The organism is Pseudidiomarina piscicola, from assembly GCF_902806985.1.
Lineage (GTDB): Bacteria > Pseudomonadota > Gammaproteobacteria > Enterobacterales > Alteromonadaceae > Pseudidiomarina > Pseudidiomarina piscicola.
On record NZ_CADCXY010000006.1, the window covers coordinates 69,094 to 96,009 of the forward strand.

General features: G+C 49.9%; 26 protein-coding genes and 2 tRNA genes. 18 read left to right on the plus strand and 10 right to left on the minus strand.

Going from position 1 to position 26,916, the window contains the following annotated elements:
- The first annotated feature begins 10 nt into the window (after positions 1 to 10).
- The 6 genes from PSI9734_RS10525 to PSI9734_RS10550 all read left to right on the plus strand — a co-directional run bounded on the left by PSI9734_RS10525 (position 11) and on the right by PSI9734_RS10550 (position 5,824).
- Entirely contained in the window at positions 11 to 604 is a 594-nt protein-coding gene (locus PSI9734_RS10525; RefSeq protein WP_173921110.1) for an anthranilate synthase component II, read from the plus strand.
- 183 nt (positions 605 to 787) lie between these two features.
- Positions 788 to 1,990, plus strand: a complete 1,203-nt coding sequence (locus tag PSI9734_RS10530; protein WP_173921154.1) for an aspartate aminotransferase family protein — start codon at positions 788 to 790, stop codon at positions 1,988 to 1,990.
- 15 nt (positions 1,991 to 2,005) lie between these two features.
- Positions 2,006 to 3,019 (plus strand): arginine N-succinyltransferase, encoded by a 1,014-nt coding sequence (gene astA / locus PSI9734_RS10535; RefSeq protein ID WP_173921111.1) that lies wholly within the window; start codon positions 2,006 to 2,008, stop codon positions 3,017 to 3,019.
- Between the two features lie 27 nt (positions 3,020 to 3,046).
- On the plus strand, positions 3,047 to 4,531 hold the full coding sequence (gene astD, locus PSI9734_RS10540) for a succinylglutamate-semialdehyde dehydrogenase (protein ID WP_173921112.1): 1,485 nt from the start codon (positions 3,047 to 3,049) through the stop codon (positions 4,529 to 4,531).
- A gap of 15 nt (positions 4,532 to 4,546) precedes the next feature.
- A complete protein-coding gene (locus PSI9734_RS10545) occupies positions 4,547 to 4,951 on the plus strand; it encodes an OsmC family protein (RefSeq protein WP_173921155.1) in 405 nt (134 codons plus the stop codon).
- On the plus strand, positions 4,952 to 5,824 hold the full coding sequence (locus PSI9734_RS10550; protein WP_173921113.1) for a 23S rRNA (adenine(2030)-N(6))-methyltransferase RlmJ: 873 nt from the start codon (positions 4,952 to 4,954) through the stop codon (positions 5,822 to 5,824).
- On the opposite strand, the gene PSI9734_RS10555 is transcribed toward PSI9734_RS10550, so the two are convergent.
- Together PSI9734_RS10555 and PSI9734_RS10560 are read right to left on the minus strand one after the other, a co-directional pair.
- A complete protein-coding gene (locus tag PSI9734_RS10555; RefSeq protein ID WP_173921114.1) occupies positions 5,821 to 6,714 on the minus strand; it encodes a phosphoribulokinase in 894 nt (297 codons plus the stop codon). The genes PSI9734_RS10550 and PSI9734_RS10555 overlap by 4 nt on opposite strands.
- A gap of 84 nt (positions 6,715 to 6,798) precedes the next feature.
- On the minus strand, positions 6,799 to 7,035 hold the full coding sequence (locus tag PSI9734_RS10560; RefSeq protein WP_173921115.1) for a SlyX family protein: 237 nt from the start codon (positions 7,033 to 7,035) through the stop codon (positions 6,799 to 6,801).
- A gap of 87 nt (positions 7,036 to 7,122) precedes the next feature.
- Here PSI9734_RS10560 and fkpA point away from each other — a divergent pair, with 87 nt between their 5' ends.
- Entirely contained in the window at positions 7,123 to 7,905 is a 783-nt protein-coding gene (fkpA, locus tag PSI9734_RS10565; protein ID WP_173921116.1) for an FKBP-type peptidyl-prolyl cis-trans isomerase, read from the plus strand.
- Positions 7,906 to 7,951: 46 nt separating this feature from the next.
- Here fkpA and rsd read toward each other — a convergent pair whose 3' ends face one another.
- The gene (rsd, locus tag PSI9734_RS10570) at positions 7,952 to 8,422 is read right to left on the minus strand and encodes a sigma D regulator (protein ID WP_173921117.1); all 471 of its coding nucleotides are present in this window, start codon (positions 8,420 to 8,422) and stop codon (positions 7,952 to 7,954) included.
- An 88-nt stretch (positions 8,423 to 8,510) separates the two neighbouring features.
- Between rsd and nudC the strand changes: the two genes are divergently transcribed.
- From nudC to PSI9734_RS10590, 4 genes are all read left to right on the plus strand, one after another.
- Positions 8,511 to 9,338 carry an NAD(+) diphosphatase gene (gene nudC, locus PSI9734_RS10575; protein ID WP_173921118.1) on the plus strand — a complete coding sequence of 276 codons (828 nt, stop codon included), beginning with the start codon at positions 8,511 to 8,513 and terminating at the stop codon, positions 9,336 to 9,338.
- 49 nt (positions 9,339 to 9,387) lie between these two features.
- A complete protein-coding gene (gene hemE, locus PSI9734_RS10580) occupies positions 9,388 to 10,452 on the plus strand; it encodes a uroporphyrinogen decarboxylase (RefSeq protein WP_173921119.1) in 1,065 nt (354 codons plus the stop codon).
- Positions 10,453 to 10,561: 109 nt separating this feature from the next.
- Positions 10,562 to 11,617, plus strand: a complete 1,056-nt coding sequence (locus PSI9734_RS10585) for an efflux RND transporter periplasmic adaptor subunit (protein WP_173921120.1) — start codon at positions 10,562 to 10,564, stop codon at positions 11,615 to 11,617.
- A 2-nt stretch (positions 11,618 to 11,619) separates the two neighbouring features.
- Positions 11,620 to 14,727 carry an efflux RND transporter permease subunit gene (locus PSI9734_RS10590; protein WP_173921121.1) on the plus strand — a complete coding sequence of 1,036 codons (3,108 nt, stop codon included), beginning with the start codon at positions 11,620 to 11,622 and terminating at the stop codon, positions 14,725 to 14,727.
- On the opposite strand, the gene PSI9734_RS10595 is transcribed toward PSI9734_RS10590, so the two are convergent.
- Genes PSI9734_RS10595 through rsgA form a run of 3 tightly spaced genes read right to left on the minus strand, consistent with a single transcriptional unit; the run spans position 14,724 to position 17,388 of the window.
- Complete coding sequence (locus PSI9734_RS10595; RefSeq protein ID WP_173921122.1) at positions 14,724 to 15,452, minus strand: glycerophosphodiester phosphodiesterase; 729 nt, start codon at positions 15,450 to 15,452, stop codon at positions 14,724 to 14,726. The two genes, PSI9734_RS10590 and PSI9734_RS10595, sit on opposite strands and share 4 nt — an antisense overlap.
- Before the next feature lie 5 nt (positions 15,453 to 15,457).
- A complete protein-coding gene (gene asd, locus PSI9734_RS10600; protein WP_173921123.1) occupies positions 15,458 to 16,327 on the minus strand; it encodes an archaetidylserine decarboxylase in 870 nt (289 codons plus the stop codon).
- Entirely contained in the window at positions 16,324 to 17,388 is a 1,065-nt protein-coding gene (rsgA, locus tag PSI9734_RS10605; RefSeq protein WP_173921124.1) for a small ribosomal subunit biogenesis GTPase RsgA, read from the minus strand. The genes asd and rsgA overlap by 4 nt, the downstream gene beginning before the upstream one ends.
- 115 nt (positions 17,389 to 17,503) lie before the next feature.
- Between rsgA and orn the strand changes: the two genes are divergently transcribed.
- From orn to PSI9734_RS10620, 3 genes are all read left to right on the plus strand, one after another.
- Positions 17,504 to 18,058 carry an oligoribonuclease gene (gene orn, locus PSI9734_RS10610; protein ID WP_173921125.1) on the plus strand — a complete coding sequence of 185 codons (555 nt, stop codon included), beginning with the start codon at positions 17,504 to 17,506 and terminating at the stop codon, positions 18,056 to 18,058.
- A gap of 77 nt (positions 18,059 to 18,135) precedes the next feature.
- Positions 18,136 to 18,211 (plus strand) — tRNA-Gly (locus PSI9734_RS10615).
- A gap of 27 nt (positions 18,212 to 18,238) precedes the next feature.
- Positions 18,239 to 18,314, plus strand: a tRNA-Gly gene (locus PSI9734_RS10620).
- Between the two features lie 5 nt (positions 18,315 to 18,319).
- On the opposite strand, the gene dgcN is transcribed toward PSI9734_RS10620, so the two are convergent.
- From dgcN to PSI9734_RS10640, 4 genes are all read right to left on the minus strand, one after another.
- Positions 18,320 to 19,324 carry an N-acetyltransferase DgcN gene (gene dgcN / locus PSI9734_RS10625; protein WP_343039827.1) on the minus strand — a complete coding sequence of 335 codons (1,005 nt, stop codon included), beginning with the start codon at positions 19,322 to 19,324 and terminating at the stop codon, positions 18,320 to 18,322.
- A 119-nt stretch (positions 19,325 to 19,443) separates the two neighbouring features.
- Positions 19,444 to 20,328 carry a LysR family transcriptional regulator gene (locus tag PSI9734_RS10630; RefSeq protein WP_173921126.1) on the minus strand — a complete coding sequence of 295 codons (885 nt, stop codon included), beginning with the start codon at positions 20,326 to 20,328 and terminating at the stop codon, positions 19,444 to 19,446.
- A 17-nt stretch (positions 20,329 to 20,345) separates the two neighbouring features.
- On the minus strand, positions 20,346 to 20,747 hold the full coding sequence (locus PSI9734_RS10635; protein ID WP_173921127.1) for an Lcl C-terminal domain-containing protein: 402 nt from the start codon (positions 20,745 to 20,747) through the stop codon (positions 20,346 to 20,348).
- Positions 20,748 to 20,753: 6 nt separating this feature from the next.
- Positions 20,754 to 21,125, minus strand: a complete 372-nt coding sequence (locus PSI9734_RS10640; protein WP_173921128.1) for a DUF423 domain-containing protein — start codon at positions 21,123 to 21,125, stop codon at positions 20,754 to 20,756.
- 57 nt (positions 21,126 to 21,182) lie between these two features.
- Between PSI9734_RS10640 and PSI9734_RS10645 the strand changes: the two genes are divergently transcribed.
- The 4 genes from PSI9734_RS10645 (at position 21,183) to PSI9734_RS10660 (ending at position 26,890) form a co-directional block, all read left to right on the plus strand.
- Positions 21,183 to 22,466: an acetyl-CoA hydrolase/transferase family protein gene (locus tag PSI9734_RS10645; RefSeq protein ID WP_173921129.1), complete on the plus strand. Its 1,284-nt coding sequence runs from the start codon at positions 21,183 to 21,185 to the stop codon at positions 22,464 to 22,466.
- 142 nt (positions 22,467 to 22,608) lie between these two features.
- Positions 22,609 to 24,147 carry a cytochrome D1 domain-containing protein gene (locus tag PSI9734_RS12100; RefSeq protein ID WP_281351469.1) on the plus strand — a complete coding sequence of 513 codons (1,539 nt, stop codon included), beginning with the start codon at positions 22,609 to 22,611 and terminating at the stop codon, positions 24,145 to 24,147.
- The gene (locus tag PSI9734_RS12105) at positions 24,144 to 24,695 is read left to right on the plus strand and encodes a cytochrome D1 domain-containing protein (RefSeq protein WP_281351470.1); all 552 of its coding nucleotides are present in this window, start codon (positions 24,144 to 24,146) and stop codon (positions 24,693 to 24,695) included. Before PSI9734_RS12100 ends, PSI9734_RS12105 begins: the two co-directional genes overlap by 4 nt.
- Complete coding sequence (locus PSI9734_RS10660; RefSeq protein WP_173921130.1) at positions 24,695 to 26,890, plus strand: TonB-dependent receptor domain-containing protein; 2,196 nt, start codon at positions 24,695 to 24,697, stop codon at positions 26,888 to 26,890. Before PSI9734_RS12105 ends, PSI9734_RS10660 begins: the two co-directional genes overlap by 1 nt.
- The last annotated feature ends 26 nt before the right edge of the window (positions 26,891 to 26,916 follow it).

The following is a 26,916-nucleotide window of genomic DNA, read 5'->3' on the forward strand; positions in this document are numbered from 1 at the left end:
AGCGCCGTCCATGCTGTTGATGATCGATAACTATGACTCGTTTACCCATAACGTAGTAAGGTATCTGCGTGAGTTAGAGGTCGATGTTTTAGTACGCCGAAACGATGCGATATCGCTTACGGAAATTGAAGGGCTGGCGCTGTCAGGTATTGTCATTTCACCTGGGCCCTGCAGCCCCAACGAAGCCGGTATTACTCTTGCTGTGATTGAGCGCTTTGCTGGCAAACTACCAATACTTGGCGTCTGCCTTGGCCATCAAGCTATTGGTCAGGTGTTTGGTGCACGCGTGGTCAAAGCGCAGCAAGTGATGCATGGCAAAACCTCGCTGCTTTCGCATGCCGATCAGGGCTTAATGTTGGGCTTACCACAACCATTTCGTGTGGCGCGCTACCACTCTTTGGTGCTGGCACCAGAATCAGTTCCTGAGTGTCTACACGTTGACGCTTGGACCAGCGCCGACGACGGTCGTCAAGAGGTGATGGCGCTGCATCATCGACAGCTACCGATTTGGGGGGTTCAGTATCACCCGGAAGCAGTCGAAACCGAGTATGGGCACGCCGTTTTGCAGAATTTCGTCACTTTCTGTGCAAATTTCACGCGTTAACTATGCACCTGAAAAGTCAGCTCACGCATAGTTATGCAGGGAACCCGCAAGCTTAACCTGATTCGCTGAACGCCCTGTTTTTTCTGTTCTTCAGCCACGACAACCGACGCAATATCTGCAATAATATGGCCACTTAAATTATCCGTAAGAGAATCCGAAAGAGAGGAATTTATGGCAGATCAGATGAAAGTTACCCGCGCAACGTTTAACGACGTAATGGTCCCTAACTATAACCCAGCGAAAATGATCCCGGTGAAAGGTGAAGGTTCGCGTGTATGGGATCAAGACGGTACTGAATACGTCGATTTTGCCGGCGGTATCGCCGTGAACTGTCTCGGTCACTGCCATCCTGCCATGGTCAATGCGTTAACTGAACAAGGCAACAAGCTTTGGCACTTAAGCAACGTGTTCACCAATGAGCCGGCCATCCGTTTGGCCAAAAAACTGACCGATGCCACCTTTGCTGATCGTGTTTATTTCGCCAACTCTGGCGCCGAGGCAAACGAAGCAGCTTTGAAGTTGGCACGTCGTTGGGCGATGGATAAACACGGTGCCCATAAAGACCAAATCGTTGCTTTTAACAAAGGCTTCCACGGCCGTACCTTCTTTACGGTAACCGTGGGTGGTCAACCGGCTTACTCAGACGGTTTTGGCCCTAAGCCAGGTGGCGTAGAGCACGTGGACTACAATGATTTAGCCGCTTTAGAAGCGCAAATGTCCGACAAAACCTGTGCGGTGATGATGGAACCTTTGCAGGGTGAAGGCGGTGTTATTAGCCCTGACCTTGAGTTCATTAAAGGCGTTCGTGCGTTGTGTGACAAATACAATGCGTTGTTAATTTTTGATGAAGTGCAAACGGGCTTCGGTCGCACGGGTAGCTTGTATGCTTACCAACAACTAGGTGTGACACCTGATATTTTAGCTTCGGCTAAATCGCTGGGTGGTGGTTTCCCAATCGGTGCCATGCTAACCACAGCGGCAATTGCTGAACATCTTAAGCCAGGTACACATGGCAGCACCTACGGTGGTAATCCACTGGCGTGTGCTGTTGCCGAAGCGGTGTTTGATGTGGTCAACACCGATGAAGTTTTGACTGGCGTAAAGGCTCGCGAAGAACTCTTCAAAAGTAAGTTAGAAGAACTCAATCAACGTTACGGAATTTTTAAAGATATCCGTGGCAAAGGCCTATTGATTGGCGCTGAGTTGAGTGACGATTACGCCGGAAAGGCTCGAGATTTCCTTAACGCCGGTGCTGAAGAAGGTGTGATGGTGTTGGTCGCCGGACCAAGTGTGGTTCGCTTTACGCCATCATTAATTATTCCTGAAGCTGATGTGCTTGAAGGTTTAGCGCGTTTTGAAAAAGCCATCGCAAAAATCGTCGGCTAAGACGACGGAGCTTTTATGTTAGTGGTACGTCCAATTACGCCGCAAGATTATGCGGCGCTTTACTCTTGCGCGGTTGAGTCAGGCTATGGGTTTACTTCGTTGCCGATTGACGAAGACTTGTTGCGTCGTCGCATCGCTCGTGCTCAGGAAGCCTTTGCCCGCGAACACGTAAGTGAGCCAGGTGAAGAAGGCTACTTGTTTGTAATGGAAGACACTGAATCGGGTGAAATCGTCGGCTGTAGTGGTATCGAAGCCGCCGTAGGTTTAACCGAGGCGTTCTATCATTACCGGCTCGGCAAAGTCGTCCATCACTCGAAAAGCCTTGATGTTTACAACGCTTTGGAAACCTTGACGCTGTGCAACGATTACACTGGCGTGAGCGAGTTTTGCACCTTATTTTTGCGCGAACCATTCCGTAAAAACCAAAATGGCCGTGTGTTATCACGTTTCAGGATGCTGTTTATGGCTGAGTTTCGTGAACGTTTTAGTGACCTAGCGATTGCCGAAATGCGCGGTGTTTCAAACGAAAATGGTGAATCACCGTTTTGGGATTGGTTGGAACAGCACTTCTTCACCATGGACTTCAACCAGGCGGATTACCTGACCGGGATTGGCGAAAAAGCGTTTGTGGCGGAATTAATGCCGCAGTTTCCACTGTATGTGAAAATGCTAGAGCCGAAAGCACAAGAAGTGATTGGCCAGGTTCATGATAACACTCGACCCGCTTTGCGGATGCTAGAAAGCGAAGGCTTCAAGTTCCGCGGCTATGTTGATATTTTCGATGCAGGGCCAACAGTTGAAGTTGATGTCGAAAATATTAAAACCGTGCGTGAGAGTATGCGTAAACCTGTCCACATTGGTGACGTTGCGGACGGTGCCGATGTTATTCTTTGTAACACCCGTGTCGCAGATTTTCGCGCCGCACGTGCCACTATCCACGTCGCTGAAGATTCGATTACAGTCTCCCAAGACACCGCCGAGGCGTTGCGCTTGAAGCACGGAGACTCAGCGCGTTTTGTCGCGCTGTAACTGGACTCAAATAACGAGGAACAGATAATGTCAGAACAAAATTTATTTATTGCCGGCGAATGGCTCGCTGGTGAAGGTGAAGTTTTTAAGTCGGTCGACCCAGCTCGCGACGAAGTCGTATGGAGCGGCGCGTGTGCCTCTGAAGCGCAAGTCGAGTCCGCTGTTATGGCAGCGCGAGACGCTTTTGTTGACTGGAGCGATCGAGAGTTTGACGAGCGTTTAGCGATCTGTAAAAAGTTTGCCGAGTTGCTAGAACAAAATAAGCAAGAGTTCGCCGAAATCATCGCTGCCGAAACCGGCAAGCCAGTATGGGAAACCTCAACTGAAGTTGGCGCAATGATGGGCAAGGTGGCGATTTCTGAGCGCGCCTATCATGAACGTACAGGCACCGTCGAAAACCCAATGCCAGCAGGCAAAGCTTTTATCCGTCACAAAGCACACGGTGTGGTCGCTGTTTATGGCCCTTATAACTTTCCGGGACATTTACCTAACGGGCATATTGTACCGTCGCTATTAGCGGGTAACACCGTGGTGTTTAAACCAAGTGAACTGACTCCTAATGTCGCCGAGTATACGGTGAAGCTATGGCAACAAGCCGGTTTGCCTAAAGGCGTATTGAACTTGGTTCAAGGCCTGGTTGAAACGGGTAAAGCACTTTCTGCACACCCTCAAATTGATGGTCTTTTCTTTACCGGGTCGTCAGGTACGGGGCACGTGTTGCATAAACAATTTGCCGGCCGTCCCGACAAAATTTTGGCGCTCGAAATGGGTGGTAATAACCCCTTAATCGTAAAAGACGTTGAAGATATTGAAGGTGCGGTACACGACATCGTACAGTCGGCGTATATCACCTCTGGTCAGCGTTGCACCTGCGCACGCCGCTTGTTTATTGAGCGCAGTGAAAACGGTGATGCTATTCTCGAGCGTTTAATTGAAGTCACCAAGCAGATTGAAGTCGGCGATTATGCCGCTGAAAAGCAGCCGTTTATGGGCGCAATGATCTCTGCTAAAGCAGCAAATGAAATGGTCAAAGCACAAAACGATCTCGCTGAAGCCGGTGCGTCAGTGCTGGTACGGATGCAACAGCAAGATCATAACCTAGGATTTGTGACTCCAGGTATTCTTGACGTGACTAACGTTGAAGATATGCCTGATATTGAGCACTTCGGGCCATTATTAAAAGTCTATCGTTATACTGATTTTGATGCTGCTATTAAAGAAGCCAACAACACCAGTTTCGGTTTGTCTGCGGGTATTCTTTGTGACGAAGAAGCAACCTACCGTTATTTCTTCAAGCGCATTCGTGCGGGCATTGTGAACTGGAATAAGCCGATCACCGGCGCAAGCAGTGCAGCGCCCTTCGGCGGTATTGGCGCAAGTGGTAACCATCGCGCAAGTGCCTATTATGCAGCCGACTACTGCGCGTACCCAGTGGCATCAGTGGAAGCTGAAAAAGTCGCCATGCCAGAGAAGCTAGCCCCAGGGCTTAACTTTGATAAAGCCGAGGACTAACTAATGGCTGCAGCAATGAAATCGACCGTTGAATGGCAACAGGGGATGGTGTTTAACGCCACCTCTGGTACCGGCCATCAAGTGCAGTTGGACGGCGACAAAGCCGTTGGCGCATCGCCTATGGAATTGGTACTGGCTGCGGCCGGCGGTTGCTCATCAGTAGACGTGGTGAGTATTCTAGAGAAAGCCCGTCAACAGGTGACAGGGTGTCGCTGTGACGTTGAAGGTGAGCGTGCCGACGCGGTACCAGCGGTGTTTACCAAAATTCATCTGCATTTTGTGATCACCGGCCACGACGTGGCTGAAAAACATGTTGAGCGAGCAGTACAGCTGTCTGCTGAGAAATATTGCTCAGTGGCAAAAATGCTTGAGGCCGCCGTTGAAATCACTCACAGCTACAGCATCGAGCAGGCCGATTAGGTGAACTACCGTCATAGCTATCATGCGGGTAATTTTGCCGATGTGATGAAGCACGCCTTACAATGGGCGTGCTTGTCGTATTTACAGCAAAAAGAAAAACCGTTTTGGTTGTTAGACACCCATGCCGGAATTGGCATGTACGACTTGCAAGCTGAACAGGCGCAAAAGACCGCGGAATGGGAGCTTGGCATTAAACGTTTGTTGAGTGCCGCCGAGGTACCCGCTGAACTTACCGGCTATGTGCAAGCGGTCCGCGAGCTCAATCATGGCAGCGACGCTGAGAGTTGTCGATGGTACCCGGGGTCACCTTACCTGGCAGCCCTGCAATTGCGCGAGCAAGACCTGCTCACACTCTGTGAGCTGCACCCTGAAGACGCTGAACTTCTCGGCGAAAATGTTCGTCACGATTTTCCTTTGAGTCAGCGTATTAATGTTGCCGGTGGTCGCAATGGTTTCGCGATGTTAAAAGCGCTTACCCCACCGCCCATTAAACGCGGCATGGTGCTGATCGATCCACCGTTCGAACAAACCGATGAGCTTGAGCAAGTAACGTTGGCGTTAGCTGAGGGAACGAAGCGCTGGGCCAATGGTACCTATGTGGTCTGGTATCCTATCAAAGACCCCATCGTGGCGAGCGAGTTTCAGCAAGCCGTTGCTGATTTACCCCAGGTAGAAAAAGCCTTAGCTGTGGACTTGTTGATTCGTGGGCCACAAGATGCAAGTCGCCTAAATGGTTGTGGCATGCTGTTTATTAACCCGCCTTTCGGCGTGGTGCAGCAGTTACCGAAGATAATGAACTTTCTCACCCCGTTGCTGGCTCAAGATCGCGGTGCGCAATGGCAACAGCATTGGTTGGCAGGCGAGCACAACTAATTTTTCAGCCAGCCCGGTTTACCGCCGTGCTGTTTAGCGAACATCATCTCTTCGATTAAGGGAGCTAGAATTAGCTCCATGGCAAACACCATTTTTCCACCAGGCACCACGAGCGTGTTCATACGCGACATAAATGCCCCGTCAATCATTTGTAGGTAATAGGGGAAGTTGACGTTACGCATGCCGCGAAAGCGTATGACCACAAAACTTTCGTCTAACGAGGGTATATCTTTCGCGCTGAAAGGGTTCGATGTATCAACTGTGGGTACGCGTTGGAAGTTAATATGAGTGCGTGAGAATTGCGGCACAATGTGGTGAATATAGTCTTCCATACTGCGAACGATACTTTGCGTGACTGCCTCGCGGCTATGCCCACGTTCTGCCGTGTCACGGAGTAGCTTCTGAATCCACTCAAGGTTAACGATAGGCACCATGCCTATGAGCAAATCAACGTTTTTTGCGACATCGTGATCGGTTGTTTTCACTCCACCATGTAAGCCTTCGTAAAACAGTAGATCGGTGTTTTCTTGCAGCGGCTCCCACGGGGTAAATGTACCCGGCATCTGGTGATAAGGAACTGCATCGTCAAAGTTGTGCAGGTAACGCCGAACCTCGCCTCTCCCGTTGGCACTATACTCGCGGAACAACGCTTCTAAGCGATTAAAGTCGTTCGCCTCCGGCCCAAAATAACTAATATGTCGCCCTTGTTCTTGTGCTTTACGAATGGCGACATCCATTTCCGGGCGTGAGTACAGGTGAAAGCTGTCACCTTCTACGCACGCAGCGGTGATCTCTTGCGAGCGAAAAATGTGTCGCAAGGCTTGGCTGGTGGTGGTTGTGCCAGCGCCTGATGAGCCTGTTACCGCAATAATTGGGTGCTTGACCGACATAGAAACTCCGTTAAAGTTGAATGAATGTTATACGGGGTCAGTCCACAAGGGTCAAGTTAAGTACCGCGCCGGTAGGTGTTCTGCTTAATAATGAGGCGGTACATCGGCCGCGGGGTCAGACGTGTCCCCGTCATCAGTGCGCTCTTGCAACTGCTGCAGGCGCTGGCCGAGCAACTTCATTTTGTGGCTCATTAGTTGTAACTGTTCAGACTGTGCTGTCACTAATTGATTGAGCGTTTCAATCGTGTCATCTTGGAACGCTAGTTGGCTTTCAAGATTAGCAACACGCAATTCAAGTTGAGACTCTGGATGTTCAGCCATAGGCAAAAGTACCTTTTTATGTGTAATATAGTGGTCGCGACGAATTAGACCTTGTTAGACACAAGAATTCAATCACGGAGTAAATGAATGAGCTATTTAAAGAAGACTTTAGCGCTTAGCTTAGTAGCTATCGCGATTACTGGCTGTACTCAGCAAGAGCAGGAAGCTTATCCTGTGTCTGAGAAAGCACCTACGGAAGAGCAAGCGAAAATGGCCTATGCCTTAGGTGCCTCGGTAGGTACGTTCGTAAACAGTAACTTGGTAGAGCAAGATAAAATGGATCTTGAACTCGATCGTAACCAAGTTATTGCGGGCTTTGTTGACTCGTTGAAAGACACGTCAAAAATTACCGAAGAAGAACAGCAAGAACTGCTGACCGCCATGCAGCAGCAATTTACTGAAAAGAAAGCTGCCAATTTAGGTGCTGAAGCGAAAGCGACCGGCGATGCGTACTTGGCGGAAAACGCTGAAAAAGCAGGTGTGATGGTCACTGAGTCGGGTCTGCAATACGAAGTACTCAATGAAGGCGAAGAGGGTGGCAAGCAGCCAACAGCCGAAGATATCGTGCAAGTTCATTATGAAGGCACCTTGATTGACGGTACTGTTTTTGACAGTTCAGTTGAACGTGGCGAACCAGCAACTTTCCCACTTAACCGAGTGATCCCAGGTTGGACCGAAGGCGTGCAATTGATGAGCGTTGGTGACAAATTCCGTTTTGTTATCCCGCCGGAATTGGCGTATGGCGACCGTGAAGTTGGCGGTGGCACTATTCCACCGAAATCGACGCTTATCTTTGAAGTTGAGCTACTTGATGTAAAAGAAAAGCCAGCGATGGAAGCACCTGCAGCGGACGTTGAAGCTGAAGGTTAATAGGTAAGTAGTTGGTAAAAAAAGCGCCGTTTGGCGCTTTTTTTCTTTATAGCAGTTGCTGTTGCTCAAGCGATTGCAATAGACGGTCTTCAAACTCCATTCTTAACTCGAGTACCTCGGCTAACTCAGATAAACGCCGGTCAAATTCATTGAGTTGTGTCTCATCCACGCTGTTCCCATACTGATCATGGAATGCAAGAGCGACTTCTGTGGTTTCACTAATCAGCGGAAAAAGCTCACTAGCAAGGGCTTCCGTTTGATCTGGCTCACTGGTGCTGTTGCGTACGATGCGATCATAGATCTCAAAGTGCCCCGACGACACATAGTCGACAAGTAGACCACAAAAATTACGAATTTCCTCTGCTGAGGGCAATGCTGCTTGTCGTTTATTGTATGGCGGTAAACCGGCCAGCTTAAAGTACTCAATGAGCATCTCTTGGCGCTCATGCAACCAAGCATCAATTTCTTGATGAGCACCGCCCCAGCGTTGTTTAGCTTGTTCTTGTCGCGTTAACATGCGTGTCCCTCTTCCTTTGCATAGAGTCAATCTACCGATGATGCTAAGCTAAGGTCAACCGTTTTTACTCGATAGATAACTTAATACTATGACGAAACCTTATCAACGACCTTCTGCTGATGAACCTGCGTGGTGGTTTATTTGTTCAGCAGGGGAGATTGTTTTAGATGACAATAACCAACCTCCTCATGGTCGGTTAGATGACTTGCCCTTACCGACACTCGATGACTATGGGGTGGTATGGCTCGGCGAAGTGCGTGAGCGCAGTTGCTATTTGGTCTTGGCGGACTACGGTGACGACGCATTTGCGGCGTTAGGCGAGTTCCAATCATTGCGGCCAATGATCGCGCAACATGACGAAGAAATGTTTTCCATGGCGTCGCGGGCGAAACAAATTACTGAATTTATATCGACCCACCGTTTTTGTGGTCGCTGTGGAACCCGCATGCAGTCGGTGGACTGGGAATTGGCGATGCAATGCCATACCTGCAATCACCGTTGCTACCCGCGGATCTCGCCTTGTATTATCGTGGCCATTCGCAAAGGCAATGAAATCTTGCTGGCTCGCGGTAAACGCCACCGTCCGGGGCTGTTTTCGGTGCTGGCCGGCTTTGTGGAAGCAGGTGAAACCTTAGAACAAACTTTAGCGCGTGAAGTTATGGAAGAAGCCGGGATAAAAGTCTCTAAGGTTCAGTATGTCTGCAGTCAACCTTGGCCTTTTCCAAATTCTTTAATGATGGGCTTTACTGCTGAGTGGCAAAGTGGCGAGCTACACTTAGACCCATTTGAGCTTGAAGAAGGCGACTGGTTCAATATTCATGACTTACCTGAAACGCCTTTAGCAGGAACCATCGCTCATCGTTTAATTGAGACAGTCAAAAGCCAAATAGATCAAGAATCTGAAGCCAGAGACTGATAGAATACCGGCATAATTTTTGACTGGCTAAAATAGGTAGTTGAAGCGAATGAATACTTTGCAAAATGATGTTTATCTACGAGCGTTAATGCGGGAACCAACTGAACGCACCCCTATTTGGATGATGCGTCAAGCTGGCCGCTATCTTCCTGAATATCGAGAATTGCGTCAGCAAGCTGGCGACTTTATGACTCTGTGTAAGAACCCAGAGTTAGCCTGCGAGGTGACTTTACAGCCGCTGCGCCGCTTCCCGCTGGATGCAGCTATCTTGTTTTCGGATATCCTCACCATTCCTGATGCAATGGGGCTTGGGCTCTACTTTGAAACAGGTGAAGGGCCGAAATTCGAGCGCCCAGTGCGTGATCTAGCTGCAATTAATAAGTTAAGTGTGCCAGACCCTGAGCAAGAGCTTGGCTATGTAATGAACGCCGTGCGCACGATTCGTCGCGAGCTTAAAGGCGAGGTACCATTGATAGGTTTCTCTGGTAGCCCGTGGACACTCGCGACCTACATGGTCGAAGGTGGTAGTACAAAAAACTTTAGTGAAGTAAAGAAACTGATGTTTGCAGAGCCGCAAGCAATGCACCAACTGTTGGATAAGCTAGCGCAGTCGGTAACCAGTTATCTAAATGCGCAAATAGCTGCTGGTGCACAGGCTGTTATGGTCTTTGACACTTGGGGTGGGGTGTTGAGCCCACGTGACTATCGTGAGTTTTCGTTGCGGTATATGCAACAAATCGTCGATGGCCTGACACGTGAGAATGACGGGCGCCGTGTTCCTGTAACTCTCTTCACTAAGAATGCTGGTAATGCGCTAAGTGAGATGGCGGAAACCGGTGCCGATGCCTTAGGTGTCGATTGGACCACCGACTTAGCCGAAGCGAGAACATTGGTGCAAGATAAAGTCGCCTTGCAAGGTAATATGGATCCAAGTGTGCTTTATGCCTCACCTGCGCGCATCGAAGAAGAAGTTGCCGCCATTTTAGCGAGCTACGGTAAAGGTAACGGACATGTGTTTAACTTAGGCCATGGTATTCATCCTCAAGTTAATCCAGAGCATGCCAAAGCGTTTATTGAAGCTGTGCATAAGTTAAGCCCTGCCTACCACCGCTAATTTGCGGTAAAACTATACGAATCGGCGGTAAGTGGAACTACCGCCGACGCGTGTCACGTTACAATAAAGCCATAGACTTATCATTCCTTCACAGCACGTCGGGGAGTATATGGCGGTGACAAAGTTTTTCAATCCGGTTTCCTTAATCGTTGCAGCGCTAGCATTAGCAGCAGCTTACTTTTTGCTCGTCCACGAAACCGTGGTCGACGAACCGCGGCAACGCGACGCGGTTCCCGTAGAAGTTGCTGAGGCGCAGGTAAAGCCGTTCCGCGATGTGATTTCTGCCATCGGCACGTCACAGGCCAACGAGTCAGTGGTGATTACTGCACAAACCCAAGAGCAGGTGGTTGCGGTTCACTTTAGTGATGGCCAGACGGTGTCCGCGGGAGATTTGCTGGTGGAGCTCGACGCGCGCGAAGAACAAGCTCGTGTGCAGGAGCTCAAGTTTCGCTTAGCCGAAGCCAAACGTCAGTACCAACGCTTACAAAACCTTGCTCAACAAAACGCCGCGTCGCAACAGCAGCTAGAGACCCAAGATGTCGCTGTCAAAGAGATCGTGGCGTCGTTAGAAGTTGCTAAAACGCAGTTAGCACAAAAACGTATTGTGGCACCTTTTGATGGACGACTTGGTATTCGCCATATCAGTGTTGGCTCGCTTGTTTCGCCCGGTCAACAGATCACAACCCTAGATGATATTACGCCGATTAAGCTTGACTTTAATGTGCCTGAATTAGTGTTCGCCAGCCTCGCTGTAGGGCAAAAGGTTTCTGCGACCAGTGGCGCTTATCCGCAACGTGCATTCGAGGGCGTCATTCAAAGTATCGACTCGCGCGTAGACCCCATGACTCGCTCGATTCTTGTGCGTGCTGAAGTTCCCAACGACGAAGGTTTACTGCGTCCGGGTATGCTACTGCGAGTAGAGCTACTGCGCAGCGTTGATAACGTTCTTTTGTTGCCTGAGCGGGCAATTGTCCCTATGGATACTCGCCACTTTGTCTATGTGGTTGGCGCCGATAACATTGCTAAAGAACGTCAAGTGACGATTGGTCGTCGACAACCCGGCAGTGTCGAGATCATTGATGGGATTACACCCGGTGAAAAAATAGTGACGGACGGTATCGTGCGTATGCGCGACGGTATCGAAGTCAGCATTAAGGAGGGCTAGTTATGGTGATCTCCGATATTTCAGTTAAACGCCCGGTATTTGCAACGGTCGTTAACTTACTGCTGATTGTTTTCGGTATTGTGTGTTTCACCATGCTACCGCTCCGTGAGTACCCCGACATTGATCCCCCCGTTGTGTCGATTGATACTAATTATGCCGGCGCCTCTGCTGAAATTGTTGAAACTCAAATCACCCAGCCGATCGAAGACAGAATCAGCGGCATCGAGGGTATTAAAAATATAAGTTCGAGCAGTCGCAATGGCCGCTCGCGGATTACTATTGAATTCGACTTGAGTCGTGATGTTGACTCGGCCGCCAATGATGTTCGTGACCGGGTTTCAAGGGTGGTTGATAATCTACCAGAGCAGGTCGACCCGCCCGAGGTGTCGAAAGCGAACTCTGATGAAACCACTGTGGTTTGGTACAACTTGCGCAGTGAAAACCTTAGCATTCTAGAACTCACTGATTATGCCGATCGCTACATTGTTGATCGACTGTCGGTGGTGGACGGTGTGGCGCGTGTGAACTTAGGTGGTGAGCGCCGCTATGCAATGCGAGTTTGGCTTGATCGAGATGCAATGGCAGCTCGTGGCGTTACTGTGACAGATATCGAAACGCGCCTGCGTTCCGAAAATATCGAGCTTCCGGCGGGTGAAGTGGAATCCGTTGATCGTGAATTCACCGTGCGCGTGGCTCGCACTTATTTAGACCCAACCGACTTTAAAATGCTGTCGATCAAGCGCGGTGATAATGGCCAACTGGTGCGTTTGGGTGAGCTTGCTCGGGTCGAAATGGGCTCCGAGGACGATAAAACTGAGTTTCGCGGCAATGGCATAAACATGATCGGGGTGGGGGTCATTAAGCAGTCGAAAGCCAATACCCTTGCCGTTGTTGAAAATGTTCAGGCCGAAATAGAGAGTATCCAGCGAACGCTGCCAGAGTCGATGATGATTGTACCTAGCTACGACTCATCGATATTCATCAAAGGCTCCATTGATGAAGTGTATAACACTCTCGCCATCGCTATGGGCCTCGTGGTGGTCGTGATCTATTTGTTCTTAGGCAATATTCGAGCCACATTAATTCCTGCGCTGACGGTGCCGGTAGCCATTATTGCTTCTTACATCGCGCTTTATGTGATGGGTTTCTCGGTCAACTTACTGACATTGTTAGCCCTAGTGCTTGCTATCGGTTTGGTTGTCGACGACTCGATTGTTGTTTTGGAGAATATTTATCGCCGCGTGGAAGCCGGAGAACCACCGTTACTGGCGGCCTATCGTGGAGCGCGCGAAGTCGGCTTCGCGGTCGTGGCAACAACCCTAGTGTTGATTGCGGTATTCGTACCACTGGCCTTTTTGGAAGGCAACATAGGTCAGCTGTTTACCGAATTCGCCCTCGCCATCGCCGCAGCAGTATTGTGCTCGAGTATTGCCGCTTTAACCTTATCACCCATGCTAAGTTCCAAAATTCTGCGTCGGCGCGAACGTACAAGTGGCTTTGGACGTGGCATGGACCGCTTTTTTAATCGAGTAGAAGAAGGTTACGGGCGGGTCTTAAAACGCACGCTGGCTTACCCGTGGATGGCCGTCGTTTTAGTGCTGCTAGCCGGGGTTGTTTCTTACAACATGTTGAAACTGGTCCCGCAAGAGTTTGTGCCACCCGAAGACCGTGGCACTTTCTTTGTGATGGTGCGCAGTGCTGAAGGTGCGAGCTTTGAATCGAACGCAGAAGACATGCGCGAAATTGAAGCCTTACTGTTACCTTATTTAGACGAAGGAAAAATCGATCGCTTACTGGTGCGAGCACCAGGTTGGGGAAATTCTGCCGGTATCGCTATTGTCGGAACCGTACCTTTTGATGAGCGTGAATGGAGCTCGTTCGATTTAATGGACGAGGTCAGCGAGAAGTTAAATCAAGTGACCGGGGTGCGCGCCTTTGCCTTTATGCGCAGTGGTATTTCTGGCGGCAATGGTCGGCCGGTGCAATTTGTACTGCAAGGGAACACCTACGAGGAGCTGGCGGCCTATCGAGATATTGTGATCGAAGAAGCTAGTAAGAACCCAAACTTGCTAGAGCTTGATAGTGATTTCAAACAAACGCTACCGCAATTGCTGATTCAAATTGATCAAACGCGAGCTGCCGATCTAGGTGTTTCGGTAGGCGATATTGGTCGTACCCTTGAAACCATGCTCGGCGAACGTCGTGCGACCACCTATTTAGATCGCGGTGAAGAGTACGATGTTATTCTCGAGGGTGAACGCTCGGACTACCGGGACCCTACTGCGATTGATCAAATCTATGTACGGTCCGACAGCAGTGGTCAACTGATCCCGTTGTCGAACCTTGTTACCGTTGAAGAACAGGCAACCTCAGGCCAATTAAACCGCTACAATCGCATGCGGAGTATTACTATCGAGGCTAACTTGGCTGAAGGCTATTCGCTAGGTGATGCGTTAGCTTATTTAGAGTCTGTGGTTGCAGAAAAGCTACCAGAAGATATTTCAATCGACTACAAAGGTGAATCACAACTTTACCAAGAAAGCGGCAGCTCGGTGATCTTTGTGTTTGTCTTAGCCTTGGTGATCGCTTTCTTAGTGCTGGCTGCGCAGTTTGAGAGCTTTATTCACCCGCTGGTGATCATGTTAATGGTGCCAATTGCCATTCTTGGTGCTGCATTTGGACTATTTTTCACGGACTTAACGATTAATATCTATAGTCAAATTGGTATTGTCATGCTGATCGGTTTAGCCGCGAAAAACGGTATCTTGATAGTTGAATTTGCGAACCAACTCCGTGATGCAAACTACAGTTTTGATGAAGCAGTTGTGCGAGCTTCACAGCAGCGTTTGCGGCCGATCATCATGACGGCATTTACCACGCTCATGAGTGCCGTACCGTTGATTTTAGGTACCGGGCCGGGTGCCGAAAGCCGGATGGTGATAGGTACGGTGATTTTCTGTGGTGTGGCGTTCTCGGCGTTCTTGACGATTTTCATCATACCATCGTTGTACTCGGCGTTAGCGCGAAAAACCACTTCGCCGATGGCGTTAAGCCATAAGCTTGATGAGTTAGAGCAGCAATACCCGAAGTATAACGATGAACCGAACTAGTCAATATGCCAAGCTTCTGCGGGCTGCACGGGCAGCCCTCGCAGACAGTTACGAGCTGCAGTGGGATGATTGGTAAAAATACCATCAACGCCCATGCGCTGCAGCTCTTGGATATCTTCGGCTTCATCAACGGTATAAACATAGACGCGTAGCTGGCGCTGATGCGCGTCGGCAACGAATTCCGCTGTCACAAAATCGACGGCAATATGCACGGACCAAGCATCAAGTTCGCTGGCAAAGGCCGCATAGCTTAACGGGCAGGAGGCGGTAAGTGCACCAATACGCTGCTGAGGATGATCGTGTTTGAGCTGACGTAACCAATGATGATTAAAGCTCGAAACCAGCAGTTGTTCGCGGCGAAAGCCGGCGCTCTCACAGGCCAACCTTAAATGCTGGGTCAGACCGCGTCGAATATCGGCTCCCTTGAGCTCGATGTTGACCATGCAGCGCCCAGCGATGAAGGCTAAAGCCTCGTCGAGGGTAGGTACCGGCTGTTGCCCAAATACCTTGAGTTGCCGCACTTGTTCGAGGGTTAAATCTTGCAAGCGCCCAGGATGGGCTGTTAAGCGCGCAAGATACCGGTCATGAAAGACAATCCATTCGTCCTGCAACGGATAAATATCCAGCTCAATTCCATCGGCTCCGGCATCAAGCGCTCGACCAAAAGCGGTGAGTGTATTCTCTGGGGCCTCAAAACTAGCCCCTCGGTGCGCGATAACCTGCATCCGGGCTAATCGTCTCGTTGACCGAGCACTTGCCCCATACGTGTTTGTGAGCCGGCTTCAAGTGCGTCGTCGAAATCGATGGTGTCTTCAGGGAAGGTCAGCACCACGGTCGAACCTAATTTAAAGTGTCCCATTTCTTCACCTTTTTTCAGCCGTATCGCTTGATCTCCAGAGGCTGGATAATCCCAACTGTGCACATGGTCGCCGGTCGGTGGCGTTACGGTTCCGGCCCACACAGTGCCGATACTGGCGACAATGGTTGCGCCAACGAGAACCATCGAGAACTTGCCGAATTCGCTATCAAAAATAGCGACCACACGCTCGTTGCGGGCAAACAAATTAGGCACATTGGCGGCCGTTAGAGGATTTACTGAAAACAAGTCACCTGGTACATACACCATTTTGCGTAAGGTACCATCACAAGGCATATGAAGACGGTGATAGTCTTTCGGCGCTAGGTAGATAGTCGCGAACTTTCCATTTTTGAATGCGTGCGCGTCACGCGGGTCACCACCAAGCAGTTCGGTGAGACTGTAATCGTGTCCTTTGGCTTGGAAAATGCGACCGTCGTTAATGTCGCCAAGTTGACTCACAGCACCATCGACAGGATGGGCGAACTGGTCTGGATCGCTGGCGTCCAATGGGCGCAGTTCCGGCTTTAAATGTCGGGTAAAAAAGTCATTGAAGGTTTTATAAGCTGCCGGACTCTCATGCACAGCTTCACTCATATCAATTTTATACTGGCGAATGAACCAGCGAATAAAAAGTTGAGTGAACCACCCTGCACGGGCAGCTGCAAAGGCGCCAACTAAGCGTGATAAAGCATGCTTAGGGGTTAAGTATTGTGCTTTAATTTTAACGTCGTCCCAATTCACTTCTTGCTACCTCGAGGTATCGCTCGCGATGGCTTGCTGGTTGCCATCGACTCTATGATTCTATGGAAATTGTACAGTCGAAGAGAGTGAAGGTCACCTGCTTCAACAGCTTGTTGTAAGGCACAGCCCGGATCTTGCGGCTGGTGCTTACAGTCGCGAAATTTACAAAGCCCTAAAAACGGACGGAAATCGATAAAACACCAAGCCACTCGGGTTTCATCTAAGTGCCATAACGCGAACTCACGAATGCCAGGTGAGTCAATTAAAAAGCCGTCACTAGGCAGCGCATAACGTGTTGCGACGGTGGTGGTATGTTGACCTAAGCCTGAATTACTTGAGACATCGCCAACGTCGGCATCAATGTCGGGTAATAGTGCATTCACTAAAGACGACTTACCAACACCAGACTGACCTACGACAATGGAGACATGGTCTTTAAGTACCGCTTGTATGTCATCTAAGCCACCGCTTGTTTTGGCACTTACGCTAAGAACTTGATAGCCAATAGCTTGATACATCGCTAACGCATCCGCAATTTCTTGACGTTGTTCAGGCTCAACATCGTCAAGTAGATCAGCCTTATTCAAGACAATCACTGGGGTAATATCAATGTCTTCGCAGGCGACTAAATAGCGGTCAATAATTTGTGCCGAAAAAGCCGGCAATACACTGGTGATAATCAGAATTTGGTCAATGTTTGCTGCGACAGGTTTTACCCCATCGTAATAGTCAGGGCGGCTCAACAGTGAGCGACGTTCCTGTACCGCTTCAATGACACCTTGCTCAGTGTTAGCACTTTGTCCAGTAAAGCGACGCCAGACAACTTCATCACCGCAAACCAAGCTCTCAATGGCACGACGAATATTACAACGAATTGGCTGTTGGTCGTCGGTGGCAACGATGGCATGTTGGCCGAACCGGCTAATAATGACACCTGATTCAGTGCCGCCTAGGCTAGCGTCGTCGAGCTCTTGCTCAAGATCGTTCTGCTGCAAGCGCTTTTGTTGATTGGCGCGGACACGGCGTAGCTGTCCTTTATTTAGCTTTCGATGTTTTCCCACAAGGCTCCTAACTTAATTGGCTACGTCAATTCACTGCTAATGATACAATATTCTTGGCAACAGCGCCTGAATTACCGACAATGCATCCTAACACCACAATTTAGAGGGTAAAGTCATGACCGCACAAGCAGATCGACTGATTTGGGTTGACCTAGAAATGACTGGCTTGGAGCCAGAGCGCGATGTGATTATCGAGATCGCAACTATCATTACCGATCAACAGCTGAACATTTTGGCCGAGGGACCGGTTATCGCAGTCCACCAGCCCCAAGCCAATTTAGATCTGATGGACGATTGGAATGTGCGCACTCATACAGGTTCAGGCCTCGTTGCGCGAGTACAAGAGAGTAACCACGATGAGGCGGCGACAGAACAACAGACCCTGGCGTTTCTTAAACGCTGGTGCACGCCGAATAGCTCACCTATGTGCGGCAATAGCATCTGTCAGGATCGACGCTTCTTGGCGCGTTATATGCCCGAACTTGAAGCTTTCTTTCATTATCGTAATTTAGATGTAAGTACCGTAAAACAACTCGCCAAATATTGGGCACCTGAGGTTGCAAAAGGGGTGACTAAGCAGGGAGCACACACTGCACTTGCCGATATTCGTGAATCAATCGATGAATTAAAGCACTACCGTGCACACTTTTTCGACATTCAGGGCCAATAAGCCTAAAAAGCGGTTGCAAAGCCCGCTGAATTAAGTAAAATTCGCCTCCGTTATCGCATTTGATAACCGAAGTTCATGCGGGAATAGCTCAGCTGGTAGAGCACAACCTTGCCAAGGTTGGGGTCGCGAGTTCGAATCTCGTTTCCCGCTCCAAACTTCACCCTCGATTACTTTCTTGATGCGGGAATAGCTCAGCTGGTAGAGCACAACCTTGCCAAGGTTGGGGTCGCGAGTTCGAATCTCGTTTCCCGCTCCAATACTTTATCCATTTAGTTTATCTGCGATGCGCGAAACCCCATGCCGTATAGGGTCTACGCAGGGCATGCCTAATTGCGTTTCAACCTCGCGACAGTAAGCCATAGCAGCAGCTTCATCAACCGCAGACGTGTTGACCGCGATGGCGATGACTTTTGCCTGTGGATTGGTGGTGCGAGCCAATTGCTCGTTCACTGCAATAGTCTCAACTAAGCTAGGCAGTGGTCGATCATCGATGGCACGCATACTGGAACGCCCTAACGCGTGGCACACCACTAAAGCATCGGCTTGTGCACCATGCAGCAGGCCAAGGCTGACGCCAGCAAAAGCAGGGTGAAACAGCGACCCTTGCCCTTCAATAATATCCCAATGATCAGCGTCATTGGCGGGCGCGAGGTCTTCAATAGCTCCGGCAATGAAGTCTGCCACAACACAATCAACAGCAATACCGTCGCCGGCAACTAAAATACCACTTTGCCCAGTCGCCCGAAAACTTGCCTTGATGTGTCGATCCTGTAACTCTTTGGTAAGTGCGAGGCTGGTATACATTTTACCTACCGAACAGTCAGTACCTACCGTAAGTAAGCGCTTACCTTGGCGGTGATAGCCTTTACCTGTTCTTAGTTTAGCTGACGGGTGGCGAATATCGTGCAGGGTGCAACCGTTGCTCTGCGCGGCCGCAACAAGCTCAGGAAGGTCGTTGAGTCGATCATGCAGACCACTGATAATGTCGAGCCCAGAGGCAAGTGCTTGCTGTAATATCGGCAGCCATGCCGAATCAATGTAACCACCACTGTTGGCAAACCCGAGCACTAAACTTTTGGCGCCGCGTGAAACCGCCTCGTCGAGACTCATTGCAGTGCAACCGGTGGTCACTTCACAGCCGTCAAGCCTTAGTTCGCCAAGGCACTTTTCGGGACTCCAGTCGGCAGCACTGCGCGCCATTTTAATACTTAGGGGATCTTTGGCATCACCAATAAATAATAGATAGGGGGCTTTTAACTGGCTCACAGCTTGTCCTCATTTGCTCAATGTCGTTATTCGGTAGCACTATTGCAACGCCGAACAGCAGCATAACGAAAGCAGCGCCAAGCAACAGTGAATAGTTGGGGGCTAGGTATAACCTTAAGTTATAGAGTAGGCAGCGCCTGTTGAACAAAGGGCAGAAAGGCTTGGCTTAGCTGGTTTAAGGGTTTGGTGGTTAAGTGTAGGGCGCGTAGTGGAACAAAAAGTGGCGGCTCGAGCCGTGCGGTACCGACCCGGGTATCGCTATTGCCAGTTGCAGATAACGCATCAATGGTGCAGCAGCCAAGCCCCTCAGCAACCATTTTGGCGGCAACAAAATAGGTATCGACTTGTAGATTTGACGACGTTTCAACGCCGGCTTGGTTTAACTGCTGCCAAAGCAGCTGCCCGACGGGGCCGCTATCCCATATTGCGATTAGGTTTTGCGCGGCAAGTTCAGACAAGCCAACTGAAGCTGGTTGTGAATTCCAGGTGTTAGCTGGATAAAGGACCTTGATCTCTACGTCGCCCAAGCCAATGGCACTGACATTAGGGTAGTTTGGCGAGGCGAATAATAGCGCCAATTCGCAGTCTTGCTCAATCAATGCGCGCATGGCTTCGTCATTGTGAATGGTTTGCACCCGAAAGCGCACCTTGGGATAGTGCTGTGAGAAATTGGCAATAGCTCGCGGGATCACATCAAAGCCCAACGCCGGTGTGATAGCAAGGTCGATGAGTCCTTCGTCGTGGCGCTGGAGGTTTTGCGCAAGCGCCTTAACGCTATGCAATTGGCGATTCAACTGTTCGACTTCTGGAATCAGGCTTAACGCTTCGGCGGTGGGTAGCAATTTACCTTTTTCACGCTTAAACAAAGCGAACCCCAGTTGCTGTTCGGCATGAGCTAACGCTTTTGAGACTGCTGGCTGTGAAATATGCAGCAACTGCGCCGCCGCAGTAATGGACCCCGACGAATAAATAGCATGAAAGACTTCAATATGACGTAAACGCATTAATTCTGTCACCTAAGCTAAATTTCAACCAGCAACACTAAGGCCGGCTCGCGTACGGGAATATATTCCACCTTACCTGACGGGTAGTGGACTGCGGCAACCAATAGCTCGTTACCGTGACGTAACACTGAGGCGCTAAGTAGCCATTGATCTGACACTTTGGCTAACACCTCGGGAGCGTTATCAATCAAAGAGCTAAGTTCGTCGGCGGTCGGCAAACGCCATGCGCCTTGATCTTTGAGACGGTAAATTTCAGCTTTCGCTTGATGCCAATCGAACTGCTGCAGTGCACCTTGGCATTGCTGTTGAACCTTGGTTTGACCAAGCAGGCAAGCACGCCAATGCAGCTCACTTGGCGCGTCCGCCTGTGGCAGGGAAACGGATAGAAGTTGTAACAACAGTGCAGTTAACAGCGACATCTAAGCTTAAAACTCCTTGAGCATGGCCCAAAATATCCATAGCCAGCCAAGAATAAAGCAGGCGCCTCCCACCGGCGTAATGGGGCCGAACACCTTATTTCCGCTTAAGGCCAACAAGTACAAGCTACCTGAGAATAAAATGGTACCCGCTAAAAGTAACCAGCCGCCCGTTCTTAAGCCTGCCGCTTGCGGGTAGGGAATCAATAATGCAGCGACCATGAGAAGGCCTAGTGCATGATAAATCTGGTACTGAACTCCCGTTTGAAACACTGCCAACATTTCAGAACTTAATTTCGCCTTTAATCCATGTGCCCCAAATGCCCCAAGAATTACCCCAAGCGCCATATTGATCGCACCTAACATTGCGAATAACTTCATACTGTGATTACCCTAGTTCAACGAATATGATCCTAATGTACCGCAAAAGGAGTGAAAATGCGTGTAGCAACAGCGGCAGAAGCCCTAAGTATTTTGGCTGATAACGATACAATTTGGTGCCAGTCGATGGCGGCCACTCCCTATAAATTATTAGAGGGATTAACAGAAGTTGCGCTCTCGCGGAAAAACATGACGTTGCTTCAACTGCATACCGAGCACAGCGAGGTTCTTGGCGATCCAGCGTTGCAAGGGCACTTACGCCAGCGCGCATTTTTTGTGGGAAAGTCGACGCGAGAGGCGGTGAATGAAGGCTTAGCAGATTACGTGCCGATTTTCTTGTCCGAGATCCCGAAGCTCTTTAGATCTGGCGAGCAGCCTTTGGATGCGGTTTTGATTCAGGTTTCACCACCAGATGCTCATGGCAATTGTAGCCTTGGCATTTCTGTAGAGGCGACGCGCGCGGCGTTACAAGTCGCGAAAAAAGTTATTGCTTGGGTGAATCCTAAAATGCCGAGAACCCACGGCGACTCTTTCATCTCGATGTCGCGAATCGACCGTTACTTTGAGCTTGAGCTGGACTTACCGTTACACCAACGACCCCAGCAAAGCGAGACAACGCTACGTATTGGCGAACGCGTTGCCGAACTGATAAACGATGGTGACTGTTTGCAAATGGGCATTGGTGCGATTCCAGATGCGACGTTAGGATGTTTGGGGCACCACCGAGATTTAGGTATTCACACCGAGATGTTTTCTGATGGCGTATTACCTTTAGTTGAAAGTGGTGTGATCAATAACTCGCGTAAACGTAAGCATCGTGGGCGTATTGTCACAACCTTTGCGATGGGAAGTCAGCAGCTTTATGACTTTGTCGATGACAATCCGCAGGTCGCTTTTTTGGATGTTGAATACACCAACGACACCGCAGTAATTCGTCAGAACAAACAAGTCATGGCGATTAACAGTGCGCTACAGGTTGATTTGACAGGCCAAGTTTGTGCCGACTCGATTGGCACGCGCGTTTACTCAGGGGTCGGTGGGCAAATGGACTTCGTTAGAGGCGCGAGCCTGTCCGAGGGCGGCCGCTCGGTGATAGCGCTGCCAGCGACGGCAAAAGGCGGACAGGTGTCGCGTATTTCAACTATGCTCGCGCCAGGTGCGGGGGTGGTAACGACACGTGCGCATGTGCATTATGTTGTAACCGAATATGGCGTCGCGAACTTGCGTGCAAGAAGCCTATCGGAGCGTGCGCAAGCACTCATTCAAATTGCCGCGCCACAGTTTCGTGAGCAACTTGCCAGAGATGCCAGAAATGATTGGGGATTAAACCTAAGTCTCTAATTTTTAACTACTCCTCGGGGGGTACTCCTTATGCTACTAGGTAGCCCCCCCTTCCTTGATATCGATCAAATCCCGTCTATCCTTTACAGTTAAACTGACGTTAGTTAGCAACTAACTGATAGTCCATCAAGGAGGACGTTTCATGCGTAATAAAGTTAATCATCAGCCAAATTGGCGCCGTTCACCACTTGCAGTATTTTGTGGGTTAGCCGCGCTAATGATCTCGGGCCAGCCGGTGCTTGCCGATGAAGATGGCAAAGCAGCTTACGAAAAAAATTGTCAAGCCTGTCACCAACCTACGGGTACTGGGTTGCCAGGTGCATTTCCACCGTTAGCGAATAACCCTAATGTAGATGGTGAACCGAATTATTTGATCACCACCATCTTGCAAGGTAAGTCGGGTCCATTAGAGGTCAATGGCCAAAATTACAACGCCATGATGCCCCCGATGCAGCATTTAAGTGATGACACCATCGCCGCTATCACCAACTACGTGCTGTCAAGCTGGGGCAATACTGGTGCCGAAGTTGACGATGATGACGTTGAAGACGTGCGTGTGGAGCTTGGCTTGAAAGACCGAGCTGCCGGTAAGCCACATGCTGGCGCAACGGCGGCTGAAGTTCGCTACAAAGGCGCTCCGTCAGCAATGAGTGGAGGCAAGCAAATTGTTTCACCTGGTGCACCACCGATGAGCGAAGCAGAGTTTAAACACGCTCAAGAGATCTATTTCCAGCGCTGTGCCGGGTGTCACGGAGTGTTGCGTAAGGGCGCTACCGGTTTGCCACTGACAGCAGATATTACTCAGGAAAAAGGCACTGATTATCTTAAAGCGTTGATCAATTACGGTTCTCCAGGCGGTATGCCAAACTGGGGTACTTCTGGTGAGCTATCGGACGAAGAAATCGATATGATGGCGCGCTTTATTCAGCATGAGCCACCAACACCACCTGAGTGGGGCATGCCAGAAATGAAGGGCAGCTGGGAAGTGCATGTTGCACCTGAAGATCGTCCGAGTGAGCCGCAGCACGACTATGATGTCGACAATATGTTTGCCGTCACTCTGCGTGATGCTGGTGAAGTTGCGATCATAGATGGTGACAGTAAAGAAGTGTTGAACTATGTCGAAACTGGCTACGCGGTGCATATTTCACGCGCTTCTAGTTCAGGGCGTTATTTCACTACCATCGGTCGTGACGGCAAAATTGACCTTATCGATTTGTACATGTTTCCGCCGCAAGTCGTTGCCGAAATAAAAATTGGTCTAGAAGCACGCTCGGTCGAGAACTCTCGTTACAAAGGTTACGAAGATCAAATCGCGATCGCAGGCGCTTATTGGCCGCCGCACTACGTGCTAATGGATGGTCAAACCCTTGAACCGAAGAAAATTGTTTCAACCCGTGGAATGACGGTCGATACTCAGGAGTATCACCCAGAGCCGCGTGTGGCAGCGATTGTTGGTTCACACAAACACCCTGAGTTTATCGTTAACGTGAAAGAAACAGGGCAAATTAAGCTTGTGAACTATGCTGATATCGACAACCTCCAGGTGACTACCATCGACGCTGCACCATTTTTGCATGACGGTGGTTGGGATCGCTCTGGCCGCTACTTTATGACCGCAGCGAACGAGAATGACACCATTGCTGTTGTTGATGCGCTCGAGCGTGAATTGGAAGCTTGATTCCGGTTGAAAGGATTCCTCACCCAGGGCGCGGTGCCAACTTTGTTGACCCAGAGAATGGACCTGTATGGGCCACTAGTGCTTTAGGTAATGCCAACATTACCCTGATTGGTACTGACCCAGAGGGACACCCTGACAACGCGTTTAAAGTGGTTCGTATACTCGAAGGTCAAGGCGGTGGCTCACTGTTTATTAAGACCCATCCAAAATCAACGAACCTTTGGGTCGACACTCCGTTGAACCCAGCCAGTGATAAAGCACAATCTGTTGCAGTATTCGACGTCAATAATCTTGATGCCGGCTATGAAGTACTGCCGATTGCCGAGTGGGCTGACTTAGGTCCTGGTCCGAAGCGTATCGTGCAACCAGAGTACAATATGGAAGGTGATGAAGTCTGGTTCTCGGTCTGGAGTGGCATGGAAGAAGAATCAGCGATTGTGATTGTGGATGACAAAACTCGTGAACTTAAGCACGTAATTAAGGGCGATAAAATTGTTACTCCAACAGGTAAATTCAATAACTACAATACTCGTAACGAGGTGTATTAATGGCAACACCGCACCACAGGCTAACCAATGTCTGTAGCGCGTTAATGTTGGCGGTGGCCTTACCGGCCACCGCTCAACAGACAAGCAACGATTCAGATAACACGATCCTTCCAGATGAAATCATTACTGTTGTTGCTCACCGCCAAGCGCGTGCCCTAAGCGAAGTCGCGGGTACGGTATCGGTGTTGAGTGATGCCGAGCTTGAACGAGATCTGGTTTTTAACGCCAGCGATTTAATTCGCTATGAAATGGGAGTTGAGCTCGATGACACTACTCATCGCTTTGGTTACAGCGGTTTCCGCATTCGTGGTGTTGGTGGCAACCGCACCGCCATTGTCGTCGACCAAGTAGCTATCGCTGATCGCTTTGCGGTTGGCAGCTTTTCAGATACCGGGCGAGGCTTACTTGATTTAGGCCTAGCAAACCGGGTCGAAATTCTTCGAGGTCCAGCGTCGACCCTCTATGGAAGTGACGCTTTAGGTGGTGTCGTGGCCGTACAGACACTTCAACCTGAGGACGTTTTAACCACCGAACATCAAGGCACACGCGTGCGCCTAGGTTATGGCTCAGATGCCGATCGTGGCTATGGCCGTGTTGCTACGGCCTTGAGCTCGGGCAACCATAGCCTATTAATGGCGGCCGCTGTGAGCCACAACGATGAGGTTGAAGCAAAAGGCCTAGAAGGCGATCAGCTTGATCCTCAAAAAACGGTACAAAGGGCTGCGTTATTAAAGTGGCACTATTTGACCGATCAGGGTGAACTGAAACTAAGTTTTGATGCTTTACGAGAGCAACGCGACAGCCAAATTAAACATAGCTTGGGAACCGGACGACAAGCGTCTACAACCGCATTAAGTGGTGATGATGAGCGGTATGAGTGGCGCGCCATTCTCAGCTTTGATAGCGCTGCTACCGCGTTTTATGACCAGGGGCAGTGGCGGGTCTTTTTGCAACAAGCGCAAACCCAACAAAATTCTTTTGAAGAGCGCGGCCGCTTGGCCGAGCCGGTATCGATATTTCGTGGCTTTCGCTACGACTACTCAAATTACGGTGCCGCTGCAGATCTTGAGTTCGAAACTCAGTTGCTAGGCCTGTCGCAACGCATCGGTTACGGTTTTGAATGGTCACAAGCTGAAGTGTGGGACGAGCGTGATGCGTGGCAATTTAATCAAGTCACACAGCAAACGACCAAGACCTTACTTGGCGAAACCTTCCCGCTTCGAGACTTTCCGCGTAGCAAAATTCAAGAGCTCGGGCTCTACCTTCACGATGAAATAAAACTTTGGCGTGGCGGGCCAACGGTGAGTCCAGGGTTACGTTATGAGTATTATGACTTAGCGACGCAAGCCGATGAGTTGTTCGACCTGCGTTACCCCAATACGGCAGTAACCGATCTCACTCACACCGCATGGTTGCCGAAACTTGGTGTGCTGTGGCCGTTAGGCCCGCAGGCGGAATGGTTTGCGCAGTACGCCCGCGGCTACCGTGCGCCACCTTTTGCAGACGTAAATGTGGGCTTGTATTACCCGCAGTTTCGAGTTCTCGCGATCGCAAACCCTGATTTAAAGCCAGAACGAGGTTATACCTTCGAAACCGGTTTACGGTGGCGTGCTAAAAATACGGAGCTTACTCTGACCGGCTATCACAATCGATTTAGTGACTTTATTGATAGTCGTGCTGCACAAGGATTTGATCCGCAACAGCAGTTACTCATTTTCCAATCGGTCAACCGCGACAAGGTGGTTATTGAAGGTCTTGAGTTGAGTTGGAAGCAGCAGTGGAACCGGCGCTGGGAATCGCAGCTGTGGCTCGACTATAGTCAGGGCGAAGACCGCACCACAGGCCAAGATGTTGCTTCAGTAAGCCCACCTTCAATGTTGGCGGAAGTAAACTACGCAGCGCCCTCTGGAGCTTGGGAAACGCGCTTTATACTGCGTGCCCAACAGGGTCAAAAGCAGCTTTATAATGTCGATGATGAAGCCTTATATGCAGCACCCGGGTATGCCACGATGGATTGGCTGGTTCAGTGGTTTCCAAGCCATCAGCTACAGGTAGGCGCGGGAGTGTTCAACCTTGCAGATCGTAAATACTGGAATCCCATACAAGTAGGTAATTATCCGCAAGATGATCCAATTATCCCTATTATGGCGGCAGCGGGCCGGCACGTGAAAGCGACCGTTAATTATCGTTTTTAACAGAAATAAATTGACAAGTTCGCCGT